The following is a 15,377-nucleotide window of genomic DNA, read 5'->3' as shown; positions in this document are numbered from 1 at the left end:
TTCAGTTTTCAAAGATCAAACTCGTTGTCGATGATGATTATCTCGTCACCAGCAACTCTTATAATATATCACGTTCGGCCGATTAATGCAAGCTCTTTTTTTAATTTCTTTTCGAGCTCGGCATTTAACTTTCATGGCCGGAATAAGAATATACCATGTATGAGGATTCGTTGCAAGCATTATTTTTCAATCCATAACGCCTAAGGAAGCTGCATCCTCGCAGCTCCCTTAGGATCATGAAGAGAGCCTTGGCAATTACTCCATACGGTTGCGCATATGCGGGAACAGCAGCACATCACGGATCGATGCAGCATCGGTAAGCAGCATGATCAGCCGGTCCACACCGATTCCGAGTCCGCCTGTAGGCGGCATTCCGTATTCAAGAGCACGAATGAAGTCGTCGTCCATTTCATGCGCTTCATCGTTGCCTTTTTCCTTCTCCTGAATCTGTGCCTCAAAGCGCTGACGCTGGTCGATTGGATCATTCAGCTCGCTAAACGCATTCGCATGCTCGCGGGCCACGATAAACAGCTCAAAGCGGTCCGTAAAGCGCGGGTCTTGGTCATTCTTTTTGGCGAGCGGGGAGATTTCAACCGGGTGTCCAGTAACAAAAGTCGGCTGAATCAGTGTTTCTTCTACAAATTGCTCAAAGAAGGCATTCAGGATATGTCCAAAGGTCATGTGCTTCTCAACCGGAACACGGTGTTCCTTCGCCAAACGCTGAGCTTCCTCATCCGTCATATGAACGCCGAAATCGACACCTGTCACCTCTTTGACAGCATCCACCATGGACACACGGCGCCACTGCGGGGTCAGGTCTACTTCCTGGCCTTGGTAATTAATCTTCTGTGTACCCAGAACCTCCTGGGCGATATGAGCAATCATGCTCTCGGTCAGGTGCATAATATCCTTATAGTCGGCATAAGCTTCGTACAGCTCAATCATTGTAAATTCCGGATTGTGGCGCGTTGAAATGCCTTCATTGCGGTATACTCGGCCAATTTCATACACTTTTTCCAAACCGCCCACGATGAGACGCTTCAGATGCAATTCGATAGCAATACGCATATACAGCTGCATATCGAGTGTATTGTGGTGAGTAATGAACGGGCGGGCTGCAGCTCCTCCGGCGATGGCATGGAGGGTTGGCGTTTCCACCTCAAGGTAGCCAAGCGAATCCAGATAACGGCGCATCGATTGGATGATCCGTGAACGGGTAATGAAGGTCTGCTGAACCTCCGGGTTAATAATCAGATCCACATAACGCTGGCGGTAGCGCAGTTCTACATCTTTCAGGCCATGATATTTCTCGGGCAGCGGAAGCAGCGATTTGGATAGAACCTCAAGGTTATGTACCTTAATAGAGGTTTCTCCGGTTCTGGTTTTGAACACTGTACCGCGAACGCCGATAATATCCCCCAGATCAAGAACGGTAAACGCAGCATATTGTGCTTCCGGAAATACTGTCCTGACGGACATAGATTTGGATCTTCCCGCTAAGGTCCTGAATGTGCGCAAAGCTGGCTTTACCCATTACACGCTTAGCCATAATACGGCCGGCAATGCTGACTTCGAGATTAAGCTCATCCAGTTCCTCTTTGGTCTGCCCATCATACTTGTCCATAATATCTCCGGCACCTGCCGTACGCTCATACTTCTTGCCAAATGGATCGATTCCCAGCGCACGAAGCTCGTCCAGTTTGCCGCGGCGGATGGTTAGAAGCTCACTAAGCTCTTTTTCCGTATTCTCCGCAGTGTTCATTTCCTCGGTCATGTCTTTCATCCTCTCTTACTCACTCTGTCAACTACACAAGAAGAAACGGTTCCGTCCCTATGCAAGAGGACAGCCCGTTCCCGTACAAATCCAAGCTGTATGTGTTTGTGAAAAAAGCTTCCCTAAGGAAGCTTTCTTGACTTATTCCTTATCGGTACCTATTACTTCATTCTAATATCAAGAATTTTATATTGAATGACGCCTGCAGGAACACTAACATCAACAATGGTGCCAACCTTCTTACCAATAATGGCCCGGCCTACCGGACTTTCGTTCGAAATCTTATTATTAAGCGGATCGGATTCGGCGGTACCCACAATCGTATATTCCATCACGTCGCCATATTCCAAATCCTCGACGCTTACGGTAACCCCAATGCTCACCACATCGGTAACGATTTCGTCGCTGTTGATGATACGCGCATTACGGAGCATTTTTTCCAATGTAATAATACGGCCTTCAATAAAAGCCTGCTCGTTCTTTGCGTCTTCGTATTCCGAGTTCTCACTAATATCCCCGTAGCCAATTGCCACTTTGATCCGTTCAGCGACCTCACGGCGTTTTACGGATTTGAGGGTCTCCAGTTCTTCTTCCAGACGCTTAAGTCCGTCCGGTGTAAGGATGACTTCTTTATCGCTCATCTCAACCGATTCTCCTGTCGTATACATTTATTGAAAACACCATACTATATGCGAAGCTGGAGGGATCAGAACCCTCCTTCTGCATTGCCACTGCTGTAACGGCGATTTTATACTGTGAAATTATATTGGAACCGCTACAAAATGTCAATGATGCCCCATATAATGTTCGTGTGTTAAGCAAAAGACAGGAGTTTCTGTGTTTAAACCGCAGTCAGCGAGGGATTAAGGCCTTCCTGCTCTTCCTCTTCTTTAAGCTGTATGACAAATTGGTTCAATATCCGCACCATTTCATCGCGCTTGGTTTCTTCCATAATGACATCCTTCACACGGGCAGCGGCCTTCATGCCTTTCAGATACCAGGCCATATGTTTGCGCATTTCCCGGACAGCCACCGCTTCGCCCTTCAGGCTGATCAGACGGTCCATATGAAGAATGGCTACTTTGATCTTTTCCTCCGGACCAGGCTCAGGCATCAGCTCACCTGTGTTCAGGTACTGAATGGTACGGTACAGCATCCATGGGTTGCCCAACGCCCCGCGTCCAATCATGACACCGTCGCAGCCGGTCTGATCGAGCATCGCCCGCGCATCCTCCGGCGTATTTACATCCCCATTGCCGATAACCGGAATTGAAACCGCCTCTTTGGCCATACGGATGTACTTCCAATCGGCATGACCGGTGTAGAGCTGCTCACGGGTCCGCCCATGAACACTCACGGCCTGGCCTCCGGCACGTTCAACGGCACGCGCATTCTCCTCGACAAAAATATGCTCACTGTCCCAGCCAATCCGCATTTTTACCGTTACCGGCTTATCTACGGCGTCCACGACTGCGGATACCATCTCGTAGATTTTGTCGGGATTCAGCAGCCAGCGCGCTCCAGCATCGCATTTGGTCACTTTGGGTACAGGGCAGCCCATATTAATGTCGATAATATCGGCATTCGATTCTTTATCAACGACCTTAGCCGCTTCAACCAGGGACTTCCGGTCACCGCCAAATATTTGCAGGCTCAGCGGTTTCTCCCGCTCATCCACAAACAGCATCTCGCGCGTACGCAGATTGCCGTGCAGAATCGCCTTATCACTGACCATTTCAGCGCAGACCAGGCCGGTTCCAAATTCTTTGGCAATGAGACGAAATGCCGGATTGCACACGCCGGCCATAGGCGCAAGCACGACCTGGTTCTTCATCTCAATGCCGCCAATCTTCAGCATATTGTATTCACTTCCTTAATTGGTTGTTGGATCTATGATAACGTCCCTCAGGTAGAGGGGTTGGCCAATTCGTCGACGGCAATCCCAAGAACGTCCGCAATTTTATTTAAAATTTGATCTTCCAAACGTCTGTTGCCCCTTTCCACTGCGCCAAGCACAGCCAAGGATATTCCGACAGAATCCGCCAGTTCCTGCTGAGTGTATCCCTTCAGCTTCCGGAATGCTCTGACCCGCCGTCCCATACGTTTGTTGTCCACAAGCGAATTCCTTCCCTTCCGTCAATGTCTTGTAGCGCTGCTGTTATAAACTGCCGGAGTCCGGAAGACTCTTCTTTTTGTGGTACGACATCATTCAGTGGAATAAGCACAAATGCCCGCTCCAGCATCCGGGGATGCGGCAGCGTCAAATCAGGCGTATCGAAGCTCTGGTTCTCCACCCACAACAAATCCAAATCAACCGTTCTCGGTCCATAGCGGACATCCCGGACGCGGCCCAGTTGACTTTCGATGTCCAGCATCTCGTGAAGCAGCGCCTCCGGTGCAAGGGTTGTGCGGAGGACTGCCGCCATATTCAGAAACTGCGGCTGGTCCAGATAACCGACAGGCTCCGTTTCGTACACACTTGAACAGCGGACCACTTCAATCCCGGCATGCTGATTCAGCCTGTTCAATGCTTCCTTCAGGGTTCCCTCACGGTCGCCCAAATTAGCCCCTAAAGCAATATAAGCCTCTGATGCCTCAGAGGTAGAATGTATGGTCATTACGGAGTTCTCACTTTCTGGTTCTGTGCAGTTCTACGGTCACTCCCTGAAAGTGAATGTCGAACGGCGGATGCGGCTTGGTCACCTTCACCGTTACTGCATTGATAACAGTATAAGTGTCCAGTAACGAGGATGCAATATATTCAGCCAATGCTTCTATGAGTTTAAATGATTTTGTTTCGACAATTTTTTTAACGAGGAAATGCACTTCGGCATAATTTACGGTAAGCGTAAGATCATCACTGCGGCCAGCAGCCTGCAGATCAAGCTCAAGCTCCAGGTCAACGTAAAAGCGCTGGCCAAGCTTGCGCTCCTCTTCAAACACTCCATGGTAACCATAGTACTCCATACGGTGCAGTGTCATTTTATCCATGCGGGTTCCCTGCCTTCTGATATCTGTTTTTCGCTCCGGTGGTTCATCGTTTATTCAAGCGCCAATGGCGCCGCAGCATAAAGCATGGCATCGCACATCTGCACAGTCCGCTTAATCCTGGCTACATCGTGTACCCGCACGATTTGGCACCCTTGGGCAATTCCGAATGCCACGGTAGCGGCCGTACCTTCAACCACATCATCCGGCGGGAGATCAAGTACGGTGCGAATGAATTTTTTGCGGGAGGTCGCCAGCAGCAGCGGATATCCAAGCTCTGTCAGACGGTCCAAATTCATCATGGCCTGAAGGTTCTCTGCATAGTCCTTGGCAAAACCGATTCCGGGATCAAGAATAATGTTCTCCGGCTTCACTCCCGCAGCCAAGGCCAGCTTCACGCTGTCCCCAAGATCGGCACACATGTCACTGACCAGCTCCCGGTAATTGCGTTCACGGCGGTTGTGCATTAAAATAACCGGACAGCCCGCTTCCGCAGCTACTGGTGCCATATCCGGGTCAGCTTTGGCGCCCCACACATCGTTAATAATGTGAGCACCTGCTTGAATGGCCCGGCGGGCCACTTCCGCCTTATAGGTGTCGATGGATAAAACCAGTTGGGGAGCTGCACGGTGAATACTCTCAATGACCGGCAGCACGCGGGCCAGTTCTTCTTCCAGGCCTACCGGCTGATGGCCGGGCCGCGTTGATTCACCGCCAATATCAATAATATCGGCACCCTCTTCCGCCATTTGCAGCGCATGTTCGACGGCCTTTTCCGGTTCAGCCCACAATCCCCCATCAGAAAAAGAATCAGGGGTGACGTTCAGGATGCCCATAATCAGCGTTCGTTCACCCAGTGCCAGCTCTGCAGTCCCCAGGCGGTAATTCCGTTTGTATATCAAGGGTCTCATTCCGGTAATCCCGTCCTTTCCCTGTATGCTTCCCGCAATAACGCCGTAATTCTTCCGCAGCATCCGCCGCTGACGGTCTGCCGTTCATTTGCACGCCATAGTGTTGTAACCGGAACAATCTCCTGCACCGAATTGGTAAGGAAAATCTCATCCGCTTCTGCAAGCTGTTCCCACTGGTACATACCTGCTTCAATCCGGATTCCAGCAGCCAGTGCCAGCTCCAGAACCATTTCCCGGGTAATTCCCGGCAGAATGCCTGCGGCGATGTCCGGGGTGTAGAGCACATTATTGGTAATGAAAAAAATATTGCTGACAATGCCCTCGGCAACCATGCCTTGCGCGGTCAGCATTAGTCCTTCCGCACCGTATGCCGCTGAGGCATAACCTGCCAATTCACGCTTCGCGAGTATATTGTTCATGTAGTGCAGCGACTTCAAGCGCACCGGCCCCTCCGGTGTATTGCGCGGCAAGTTCAACAATTGCAGGCCTTTCCCCTCATGGTAGAGGGTGTCCGGGAGACGCGGCAGCTCCTTGATGTAGAGCAGATGGTTAGGCTGGTTGTAGTCTCCGGCAGGCAGCCCCAAAATATCTTTACCGGCTGTTACAGTGTAACGGATATAGGCATCCTGTAATTCATTTTTGCCCATTACATGCTGAATCCAGTCACGCAGCCGGACCGCGTCTCCTTCAAACGGAATCCCGAGCTGCCTGCAGCCCTCCGCCAGCCTGTCCACGTGCCGCTGCAGCAGAAACGGTTCACCCTTGTACGTGCGAAAAGTCTCAAAGAGGCCCATACCATACAAAAAGCCGTGATCCAGAGCGGAAATCACGGCATCTTTGGCATCCACTACCTGGTGGTTGAATCCAATATAATTCATACCGGTTCTCCGGCTCTCCGTTTCAGGAAATTGCGCAGCATGGTATGCCCATGATTCGTAATAATCGATTCAGGATGGAACTGCACGCCTTCAATCGGATACTCCTTATGGCGCAGCGCCATAATTTCGCCTTCAGCCGTTTCCGCTGTGATCTCCAGGCAGTCTGGCAGAGTTTCGCGCTCCACGATCAGTGAATGATAGCGGGTCGCGGTGAACGGAGACTCCAGCCCTTCGAATACGGAGGTGCCGTTGTGGTGGATCGGTGAGGTTTTGCCATGCATCAGGCGCTCCGCCCGGATGACATTGCCGCCAAAAGCCTGTCCAATGGCCTGATGGCCCAGACAGACGCCAAAGATCGGGATAATGCCCTTGAAATGCTGAATCAGCGCAAGGCTTATCCCCGCTTCATTGGGTGTGCAGGGCCCTGGAGAAATCAGAATATGATCCGGTGCAAGCGCCTCAATCTCCTCAATGGTAATCTCATCGTTGCGGGATACCTGGACTTCCTCCCCAAGCTCCCCCAGATACTGCACCAGGTTGTACGTAAAGGAATCATAATTATCGATAACTAAGATCATAATGTTGCTCCTCCTTCGGCGCCGCCGGCGGCACGTGATTCCTGCTGGTATTCGCTGCAGAGAACCGCCTTCACTACGGCTTTGGCTTTATTGTGGCATTCCCGGTATTCCCGGTACGGGTCAGAATCAATCACAATGCCCGCACCTGTCTGGATATAGCCTATTCCGTCCTTCACCGCCAGTGTCCGTATAATAATATTTAATTCCATATTGCCGTTATAGTCAATCCAGCCCATCGATCCAGTATATGGACCACGCCGGACGGGCTCCAGCTCCTCGATGATCTCCATGGTGCGCACCTTGGGCGCACCGGTGATGGTGCCGCCGGGGAACAAGGCAGCCATAACATCGTAAGCGCCCTTGCCGGGCGCGATGGTGCCCTCCACCTGCGAGACGAGATGCATCACATGCGAGTATCGCTCCACGGTCAGCAGCTCCGGCACGCTGACCGTTCCGTATGCAGCGACACGGCCGATGTCGTTGCGCTCCAGATCGACAAGCATGATATGCTCGGCGATCTCCTTCTCGCTCCCGCGCAGCTCCGCCTCCATGGCGGCGTCCTCCGCGGGAGTCAGGCCCCGGCGCCGGGTGCCGGCAATGGGGCGGGCGCTGACCTTGTCCCCGTGCAGCTTGACGAGCAGCTCGGGCGATGCGCTGGCGAGGGCCAAGCCGGGCGAGCGCAGCAGCCCCATGTACGGGGACGGGTTGAGCTTGCGCAGCCATTCATACACATCCTCCGGCGAGGAGTTCAGCTGGGCCTCCTGGCGCAGCGACAGGTTCACCTGGAATACATCTCCTTGGCGGATGTATTCCTGGACCTCGCGGACCGCCTGCTGAAATTGCTCAGGCGGGAAGGCGGTAGTCATGCCCGGCCATTCGCCGGAGACACCGGCATGGGCTTCTATTGCAGCAGCCTCGGCAGTAGCCCCCGCATCGTCCCCTGAATTCCCAGGTGCAGCAGAGATCAGCCTCCACTGCTCCAGCATCCGTTCAGCCCGCCGGGAAGCCTTCTGGTACAGGTCTTTCAGTCCGGCGGGACCGGATGACTGCGCAGCAGCAGACACAGGCATATGGACTGTGCAGTACAGCATGTCCTCCTGGTGGTCATAGATCCACAGCTCTTCCAGTCTCATAAAGAGGTAATCGGGAAATTCCGGATCATCCTTGGCCCAAACGGGCAGCTTCTCCAGAGAACGGACCACATCATAGCTAAGGAATCCAATACACCCGCCGATAAACGGAGGAAGCTCCGTGACTTGAACCCGCGGAGAATTGAAATCCTTCATCCAAAGCTCCAACACCTCCAAAGGATGACCTGTCCGTGAGGTTTCTAATAATGGCTCAGCTGTCCCTGATGCGTCTGACGGGAAACTGTATATTTCTGCTGTGCCCGCTTTGCCTTGCAGCACAGAAACAGGATGCAAGCCAAGGTATGTGTACCGGCCGCCCTTGCCGCTCTCCAGCACCACTGAATAGGGAGAGGCCAGCTCCCAGGCCTTCATCCAGGAGGCGGGCAATCCCCCCTTGGCCTGCGGCGTTCGTATAATAAGGGGGAGTAGGCTCCATTCTTCCTGCGCCCATTGCTCCCAGTCCTGCCACGCTGTTATAATCTCCAAAGCCATCCCCCTAAAAGTTTTGTACGGCGTACGCTTCTTGAAATTCACTTCGCAAAACTTGCTTCGGAAGCATCCGCTTTGTTTTGTATAGCATAAACTTCTTAGAATTCACTTCGTACAAAACTTGCTCCAGAAGCATCCGCTTTGTTTTGCCTTTGCATGTGTAAAACCCATGTACTTATCCTGTGGTTTATTGCCTGTCAGTATACTGTACTTTGAACCGCTTTGAAAAGCCTGAATGATCGTTTTTCCAAAAAAGAGCCTTCTCCATCCCTGTGACAGCGGATAGGAAGGCTCTATGAATTTGCGTATCAGCAATTACACTTCAAAATTGTAAAGTGGAGTGCTCAGGTAACGTTCACCGTTACTTGGGATAATCACTACGACTTTTTTGCCCGCTCCCAGCTCTTTGGCCACTTTGAGGGCTGCGAATACGGCGGCTCCGGAAGAAATACCGGACAGAACGCCTTCTTCCTTCGCTACGCGGCGTGCGGTCTCGAACGCTTCGTCGTTCTCTACGTGGATAATCTCATCATAAACATTCTGATTCAGAATATCCGGAATGAAGTTTGCACCTATCCCTTGGATCTTGTGAGGACCAGGCTTGCCGCCGGCCAGAATTGGCGATGCTGCAGGCTCTACCGCATAGATCTTCACATTAGGATATTTACTCTTCAAAACCTCACCGGCGCCTGTGATGGTTCCGCCAGTCCCTACTCCGGCAATAAAGGCATCCAGTGGTCCGCCAATGGACTCGATGGCTTCAACGATTTCCGGACCGGTGGTTTCGCGGTGGATCTTAACGTTGGCCTTATTCTTGAATTGCTCAGCCAGGAAATAATCAGGGTTCTCGCTCAAGATTTGCTCAGCCTTCTTAACTGCACCGTTCATACCTTCCGATCCCGGAGTAAGCACCAGCTCCGCACCGTAAGCGCGCAGCAGATTGCGGCGTTCAAGGCTCATCGTTTCAGGCATAACAATAACCGCTTTATAGCCTTTGGCCGCAGCAACAAGTGCCAGCCCGATACCGGTGTTCCCGCTGGTAGCTTCGACTATCGTGCCGCCCGGCTTCAGCAGCCCTTCCTTCTCAGCCTCTTCCACGATGCTGATCGCGATGCGGTCCTTCACGCTGGAGCCCGGGTTTTGATATTCCAGCTTCAGGTAGATTTCCGCAGAACCTTCAGGAACCACCCGGTTGAGACGAACGAGCGGCGTGCCTCCGATCAAATCTGTTACACTGTTGACGACTTTAGCCATGAGTGAAAACCTCCTTGGAATGATAAATGAATGGATGCGTAACTTGTGACAATAGTCTCCAGCATAGATCTCCGGGTGTATGAAAAAAACGGCTAGGTCTGCACCAGGATATTCAACACCGCAGCACCAAGTTATAGCGCTGGACAGCGGAATTGGACCATCCGCCGTTACTTATTTCCGACTAATTCAGTGGGTTTTACATTTAAGACCATATTATCAATCTTGCAGGCTGTTGTCAATATATATCGCCGTATCATATTTAGCGCGCAGTTCATTTTCCACCTGCTGAAGCGGCGGGGCTTTCTCCAATGCAAGCTCTTCCCGCACCTGCTGCCTGATTTCCGCCTGATTCTGCTCCCGGGGCACCATGGCTTTCTCCAGCCGGATCACCGCATAAGCATTCCCGGCCTGCAGCGGACCTGCAATATCACCCGCCTCCAGGCCGGCAGCAGTTTGCAGGAGATCCTCCGGCCAGAACGGGTCATCCTCTTCCACCATACCAATACTGCCTCCATGCAGGCGGCTCTCCTCGTCGATAGACACCTCTGTGGCCAGCGCCGCAAAATCCTCACCCTGCTCCAGGCGGTCCATTACCTTCTCTGCTTCTTCGTAGGTGTGTACCTTGATCATGGAGAGCTGCATTTCCTTCTTGGGAGTGAACCGCCCGGCATTTTGCGCTAAATAATCATCGATTTCGCTCTCACTAATGGTAATCCCTGCTGTAGCTATCGCCTGGAGGGTGAGACGGTAGGCCGCCTCCTCACGCACTTCCTCGCGCGAAAGCCCCAGCTCGGACTCCATCTGCTCGTAATACTGCTGTTCGGAGCCATAGCCGGCTATACTGCTCTGCAGTTCCTCCTCAATCTCCTTATCAGTCACGGTAATCCCTAGTGCCTCGGCCTCTTTGCTGACCACAATATGGTTAAGCAGCGTAAGCAGTACTTCATCGCCATGCTTTTTTTTGAGTTCACTTATCCATTGCTGATCTGTTACCGGCTGATCCCCCGCCCTGGCAATGTCCGAGGACTCCCCCTCTGCGGCTTCTCCCTTGAGAATAGCCATGGCCCGCAGACTCCAGAACAATAGACCCCCGAGCATTAATGTTGCGATCGCCAAAAGAATAACGGCATTGCGCAGCAGGCGCTCCTGTCTTGTCATCATCTCATAGCCCTACGATTTCGCTTGATCCAGGATAACCTGCAATTCATCTTTATTAAATACATAAGCCTCGTTGCAAAAATGGCATACCACTTCAACCTGATCATCTTCTTCAATTAACCGCTCCAGCTCATGCTGGCCCAGACTGACCAGTGTTTGCTCTACTCTTTCACGGGAGCACTGGCAGACAAAGCTGATATCCAGTCCATCCATGATGACCACATCGGGAAGCAGCCAGCGGAGCATCTCTTCCGGCTCAAGTCCCTGGTCCAGCACAGCCGTAACAGAAGGCATTGCACCTACTGCCCGTTCGATCTCCGTAATTTCATCATCGCTAAGACCCGGAAGGAGCTGTACAATGAACCCTCCAGCCACCTTCACAGAGTTATCCGTTTCAACCAATACTCCAAGCCCTACAGCGGCCGGAGTCTGCTCCGATACAGCAAAGTAATACGTAAAATCTTCGCCAAGCTCTCCCGAAACAATTGGCACACTGCCGCGGTAAGGCTCCTTTAAGCCCAAATCCTTGCTGATATCGATGAACCCTTCCGTCCCCACAGCCCCGGCGACATCCAGCTTGCCAAGACTATTGCTGGGGAGATGAACATGCGGATTCTGTACATACCCGCGCACTTCTCCGAGGGCATTCGATTCCGCTGTAATTTGCCCAAGCGGCCCGTTTCCTTTGACCATTATGGCCAGCTTTTCCTCGCCCTTGAGCATTGCGCCCATCATCGCAGCAGCGGTAACGGTTCTTCCCAGTGCTGCCGTAGCTGTTGGGTACGTATCATGCCTGCGCCGCAATTCGTCGACCAGCGCCGTGGTACGGACTGCAAAAGCTCTTACTTTGCCGTTCATCGCGGTTCCCCGGATCAGCCGGTCCTTCTTGTTATCCATTGGGTGCGTACTCCTCCTGTCGCCTGCCTTTAAGGCTTCTATATTTTTATTTGTTGCGGTCGTAAATAATACGCAGGCCTTCCAGCGTCAACATCGGATTAACCTCATCGATACATTCCGTTTCACCGGCAATGAGTGTTGCCAGCCCCCCGGTAGCAATCACCTTCAGCACAGGGGCGTTCATCTCCGCCTTAATCCGTCTTACAATCCCTTCAACCTGTCCCGCATAGCCAAAAATAATCCCTGCCTGCATGGCATGGACCGTATTGCGTCCGATTACCTTTTTTGGCTTCTCCAGTTCGATCCGCGGCAGCTTGGAGGCCCGCTGATACAAGGCTTCTGTAGAAATGCCCAGTCCAGGCACAATCGCTCCGCCAAGATAGTTCGCACCGGCGTCAATGCAATCAAATGTAGTCGCCGTTCCGAAATCAACGACAACCAGCGGGCATTGATATTGTTCAATCGCAGCAACCGCATTCACAATCCGGTCAGCACCCACCTCGCGGGGATTCTCATACCGCAGATTAAGCCCGGTCTTAATCCCCGGGCCTACAAGCAACGGCTCCTTGCCGATGTATTTCACGCACATTTCCACAATGACCTGCACAAGCGGCGGAACAACCGAGGAGATAATGACTCCTTCCACATCTCTGAACGAAATGTTGGACATATGGAACAGATTATGAATCAACACCCCATATTCATCTGCAGTGGATTGACGGGCCGTACTGAGGCGGAAATGGTGAAGCAGCTCACGTCCCCGGTATACCCCAAGGACGATATTAGTATTGCCTATATCTACAGCAAGCATCATGAGAAGGGCTCCTCCTTCTTCGCATTCAGATCCAGGCTGATATCCAGACTGGAGAAGGAGTAGGTCAACCTGCCGACAGAGATCACATCAACCCCGGTCTCTGCGATACGGCGCACGGTTTCCAGAGATACGTTGCCGGAGGCTTCCGTTTTGACATGCGGCGCTTTGGTTTTGATGCGTCTCACAGCTTCTGTCATCAGTTCAGGAGACATATTGTCCAGCATAATAATATCGGCTCCTGCCGCGAGTGCTTCCTCTACCTGCTCCAGGCTCTCCGTCTCCACTTCAATGGTCATCGTGTGCGGAATATTGGCCCGGGCCCGCCCGACTGCCTGACGAATCCCTCCGGCTCCCTTGATATGGTTGTCCTTAATCATCACGGCATCGTAGAGACCGAATCTGTGATTGGCACCGCCGCCAACACGCACCGCATATTTCTCCAGCATCCGGTGACCCGGAGTCGTTTTACGGGTATCCACCAGCCGGGAAGGCAATCCTTCAAGCTTCTGCACAAAGGAATGGGTACGCGAAGCAACTCCAGACAGACGCTGCATCAAATTCAGAGCCAAACGTTCTCCGGTTAGAATCGCATGCGTGCTGCCTTCCACTTCAGCGATAATTGTGCCTTTGGTGACAGCCTGGCCTTCCTGCACCAAGGCAGTGAACACCAGAGAGGGGTCAACCACTTCAAATACCAGCTCTGCCACAGGAATGCCGCAGATGATCCCATCCTCTTTGGCATGGATAATCCCTTTGGACTCGTGCCCGGCAGGAATTGTTGTGCGGGTTGTAATATCACCTGAGCCTACATCTTCATGCAGCCAGCCTTTAATCGTTTGTACCAGTTCTTCATTGTAGCCGTTAAACATCATCACTTAATTCCTCCACTATTCCCAGTTCGCGGATCAGGAGCAGATGCTTCTGCCACTCTGCATCATTACGCTGCGGGTAGTCCTCACGGTAATGCGCACCACGGCTCTCATGACGCGCCAAAGCCGCTTCGGTAATCAGCAGACAACAGGTCAGCATATTGGCGAACTCGTATTCCTCGCGTTTGGTCAGAGCCGAATGAAAAATAGGCAGCTGTCGCTTCAATTCATCCAATCCCTTGGACAGCATCTCTTCATTCCGGCGCAGCCCCGCGTACCGCACCATTACCTTCTGCAGCTTCAGCCGGCGCTCGACAATAGCCTGGGTCGGGGATTCCACCCGCCCTTCGTCGCAGCCTGCTGCTATAACACCGCGGCCAAGCGGCGGCAGCTGGCGGATGCGTTCAACAATCCGCCGCCCGAAGACAACCGCTTCTGACAGTGAGTTACTGGCCAGCCGGTTGGCTCCCTGCACCCCGGTAGAAGATACTTCCCCGCAGGCAAAGAGGCGGGCGATATTGCTCTCTCCGTTAAGATCGGTTTTAATGCCCCCCATCATATAATGCGCAGCCGGAGCCACTGGAATCCAATCACTTGTAATATCCAGTCCATAGCTCATGCAGGTCTGATAGATTGTCGGGAAGCGGTGTCTGACCATTTCTGCCGATTCGTGTGTAATATCCAGATATACAAAAGTCGATTTCGTCTGCTCCATTTCGCTGACAATGGCCCGGGCAACGATATCACGCGGGGCCAGTTCCAGCAGCTCATGATAGCGCTCCATGAAACGTTCGCCATTGATGTTGCGCAGGACAGCTCCCTCACCGCGTACAGCCTCGGAGATGAGAAAGCGCGGCGCTCCCGGATAACTGAGTGCAGTCGGGTGGAACTGGATGAATTCCATGTCCCGAATATGCGCTCCGGCCCGGTAGGCAATCGCTACGCCATCTCCGGTTGCCACCTCGGGATTTGTGGTATAGCGGTACAATTGCCCGGCTCCTCCGGAGCATAGGATGGTCGCGTCCGCCTGAAGGAACAAACGGCCGCCGCCCGGACGCTGCACCAAGGCACCTGCGCATTCACCACCGTCGGTAATGAGGTCAATCACAAAATGCTCATCCCATACCTCGATGTTCTTATGCTCCGCTACCTGCTCTGAAAGAGCACGTACAATCTCGTATCCGGTAGCATCTCCATTGGCATGCAGGATACGGCGGTGACTGTGCGCACCTTCCTGGGTGAGCGCGATCACGCCGTTCTCCTTATCAAAAAGTGTGCCTAAACGGATTAACTCACGCACCCCTTCAGGCCCTTCATTTACAAGCACGTCTACAGCCGCCGAAGAATTGAGACCCGCTCCGGCCATCAGGGTATCCTGGCGATGATACGCCGGAGAATCATCTTCAGCAAACACTGCGGCAATGCCGCCCTGGGCATAGCGGGTATTGCTCTCCATAAGCGTTTTTTTAGTTATCATAATGACTTTCCGGTCTTCACTGGCTTTAATGGCTGTGAACAAACCGGCGATGCCTGAGCCGATGACGATACAATCTGTTCGTACCGTTGGAAGCTCCCTAAGGTCGAAATCAACCAAATATTGTGGAATCATGACCGCTTTTCACCTGTTTCAACGAAAG

15 protein-coding genes and 1 pseudogene are annotated in these 15,377 nt (G+C 52.5%); all 16 read right to left on the bottom strand.

The window, feature by feature from the left end; genetic code table 11:
• Window positions 1-255: 255 nt before the first annotated feature.
• A pseudogene (lysS, locus tag JI735_RS09030) lies at window positions 256-1,774 on the bottom strand (lysine--tRNA ligase).
• Between the two features lie 161 nt (window positions 1,775-1,935).
• Window positions 1,936-2,415 (bottom strand): transcription elongation factor GreA, encoded by a 480-nt coding sequence (greA, locus tag JI735_RS09025; RefSeq protein ID WP_020425624.1) that lies wholly within the window; start codon window positions 2,413-2,415, stop codon window positions 1,936-1,938.
• Between the two features lie 200 nt (window positions 2,416-2,615).
• Window positions 2,616-3,632, bottom strand: coding sequence for a tRNA dihydrouridine synthase DusB (gene dusB / locus JI735_RS09020; RefSeq protein WP_039833045.1), 1,017 nt, complete (start codon window positions 3,630-3,632; stop codon window positions 2,616-2,618).
• Window positions 3,633-3,679: 47 nt separating this feature from the next.
• Window positions 3,680-3,889 carry a helix-turn-helix domain-containing protein gene (locus JI735_RS09015; protein WP_039785042.1) on the bottom strand — a complete coding sequence of 70 codons (210 nt, stop codon included), beginning with the start codon at window positions 3,887-3,889 and terminating at the stop codon, window positions 3,680-3,682.
• On the bottom strand, window positions 3,841-4,392 hold the full coding sequence (gene folK, locus JI735_RS09010; protein WP_020425621.1) for a 2-amino-4-hydroxy-6-hydroxymethyldihydropteridine diphosphokinase: 552 nt from the start codon (window positions 4,390-4,392) through the stop codon (window positions 3,841-3,843). Before folK ends, JI735_RS09015 begins: the two co-directional genes overlap by 49 nt.
• A gap of 10 nt (window positions 4,393-4,402) precedes the next feature.
• Window positions 4,403-4,765 carry a dihydroneopterin aldolase gene (gene folB / locus JI735_RS09005; RefSeq protein WP_020425620.1) on the bottom strand — a complete coding sequence of 121 codons (363 nt, stop codon included), beginning with the start codon at window positions 4,763-4,765 and terminating at the stop codon, window positions 4,403-4,405.
• A gap of 50 nt (window positions 4,766-4,815) precedes the next feature.
• Complete coding sequence (gene folP, locus JI735_RS09000; RefSeq protein ID WP_039834153.1) at window positions 4,816-5,673, bottom strand: dihydropteroate synthase; 858 nt, start codon at window positions 5,671-5,673, stop codon at window positions 4,816-4,818.
• Window positions 5,670-6,551 carry an aminotransferase class IV gene (locus tag JI735_RS08995; protein ID WP_039834154.1) on the bottom strand — a complete coding sequence of 294 codons (882 nt, stop codon included), beginning with the start codon at window positions 6,549-6,551 and terminating at the stop codon, window positions 5,670-5,672. Before JI735_RS08995 ends, folP begins: the two co-directional genes overlap by 4 nt.
• Window positions 6,548-7,129 carry an aminodeoxychorismate/anthranilate synthase component II gene (pabA, locus tag JI735_RS08990; protein WP_039834155.1) on the bottom strand — a complete coding sequence of 194 codons (582 nt, stop codon included), beginning with the start codon at window positions 7,127-7,129 and terminating at the stop codon, window positions 6,548-6,550. Before pabA ends, JI735_RS08995 begins: the two co-directional genes overlap by 4 nt.
• Entirely contained in the window at window positions 7,126-8,745 is a 1,620-nt protein-coding gene (locus tag JI735_RS08985) for an anthranilate synthase component I family protein (protein ID WP_233476315.1), read from the bottom strand. The genes pabA and JI735_RS08985 overlap by 4 nt, the downstream gene beginning before the upstream one ends.
• Window positions 8,746-9,063: 318 nt before the next feature.
• Window positions 9,064-10,002, bottom strand: a complete 939-nt coding sequence (cysK, locus tag JI735_RS08980) for a cysteine synthase A (protein WP_020426064.1) — start codon at window positions 10,000-10,002, stop codon at window positions 9,064-9,066.
• A gap of 216 nt (window positions 10,003-10,218) precedes the next feature.
• Window positions 10,219-11,163, bottom strand: a complete 945-nt coding sequence (locus tag JI735_RS08975) for a peptidylprolyl isomerase (RefSeq protein WP_051051636.1) — start codon at window positions 11,161-11,163, stop codon at window positions 10,219-10,221.
• Between the two features lie 9 nt (window positions 11,164-11,172).
• On the bottom strand, window positions 11,173-12,057 hold the full coding sequence (hslO, locus tag JI735_RS08970; protein ID WP_039834157.1) for an Hsp33 family molecular chaperone HslO: 885 nt from the start codon (window positions 12,055-12,057) through the stop codon (window positions 11,173-11,175).
• A gap of 46 nt (window positions 12,058-12,103) precedes the next feature.
• Window positions 12,104-12,871, bottom strand: a complete 768-nt coding sequence (locus tag JI735_RS08965) for a type III pantothenate kinase (RefSeq protein WP_020426061.1) — start codon at window positions 12,869-12,871, stop codon at window positions 12,104-12,106.
• Entirely contained in the window at window positions 12,868-13,743 is an 876-nt protein-coding gene (gene nadC / locus JI735_RS08960; RefSeq protein WP_020426060.1) for a carboxylating nicotinate-nucleotide diphosphorylase, read from the bottom strand. Before nadC ends, JI735_RS08965 begins: the two co-directional genes overlap by 4 nt.
• The gene (gene nadB / locus JI735_RS08955) at window positions 13,733-15,349 is read right to left on the bottom strand and encodes an L-aspartate oxidase (RefSeq protein WP_039834158.1); all 1,617 of its coding nucleotides are present in this window, start codon (window positions 15,347-15,349) and stop codon (window positions 13,733-13,735) included. The genes nadC and nadB overlap by 11 nt, the downstream gene beginning before the upstream one ends.
• Window positions 15,350-15,377 lie beyond the last annotated feature (28 nt).

Origin of the sequence: Paenibacillus sonchi, from assembly GCF_016772475.1 — a bacterium.
Lineage (GTDB): Bacteria > Bacillota > Bacilli > Paenibacillales > Paenibacillaceae > Paenibacillus_AQ > Paenibacillus_AQ sonchi.
This window is presented reverse-complemented; position numbering and strand designations above follow the sequence as displayed.

What these genes read in the sequence shown, in the direction of transcription:
- pabA (WP_039834155.1), bottom strand. Translation starts at nt 7,129, where the DNA reads ATGATCTTAGTTATCGATAATTATGATTCCTTTACGTACAACCTGGTG.
- JI735_RS08995 (WP_039834154.1), bottom strand. Translation starts at nt 6,551, where the DNA reads ATGAATTATATTGGATTCAACCACCAGGTAGTGGATGCCAAAGATGCC.
- cysK (WP_020426064.1), bottom strand. Translation starts at nt 10,002, where the DNA reads ATGGCTAAAGTCGTCAACAGTGTAACAGATTTGATCGGAGGCACGCCG.
- hslO (WP_039834157.1), bottom strand. Translation starts at nt 12,057, where the DNA reads ATGGATAACAAGAAGGACCGGCTGATCCGGGGAACCGCGATGAACGGC.
- dusB (WP_039833045.1), bottom strand. Translation starts at nt 3,632, where the DNA reads ATGCTGAAGATTGGCGGCATTGAGATGAAGAACCAGGTCGTGCTTGCG.
- greA (WP_020425624.1), bottom strand. Translation starts at nt 2,415, where the DNA reads ATGAGCGATAAAGAAGTCATCCTTACACCGGACGGACTTAAGCGTCTG.
- folK (WP_020425621.1), bottom strand. Translation starts at nt 4,392, where the DNA reads ATGACCATACATTCTACCTCTGAGGCATCAGAGGCTTATATTGCTTTA.
- folB (WP_020425620.1), bottom strand. Translation starts at nt 4,765, where the DNA reads ATGGATAAAATGACACTGCACCGTATGGAGTACTATGGTTACCATGGA.
- nadB (WP_039834158.1), bottom strand. Translation starts at nt 15,349, where the DNA reads ATGATTCCACAATATTTGGTTGATTTCGACCTTAGGGAGCTTCCAACG.
- nadC (WP_020426060.1), bottom strand. Translation starts at nt 13,743, where the DNA reads ATGATGTTTAACGGCTACAATGAAGAACTGGTACAAACGATTAAAGGC.
- JI735_RS08965 (WP_020426061.1), bottom strand. Translation starts at nt 12,871, where the DNA reads ATGATGCTTGCTGTAGATATAGGCAATACTAATATCGTCCTTGGGGTA.
- JI735_RS08975 (WP_051051636.1), bottom strand. Translation starts at nt 11,163, where the DNA reads ATGATGACAAGACAGGAGCGCCTGCTGCGCAATGCCGTTATTCTTTTG.
- folP (WP_039834153.1), bottom strand. Translation starts at nt 5,673, where the DNA reads ATGAGACCCTTGATATACAAACGGAATTACCGCCTGGGGACTGCAGAG.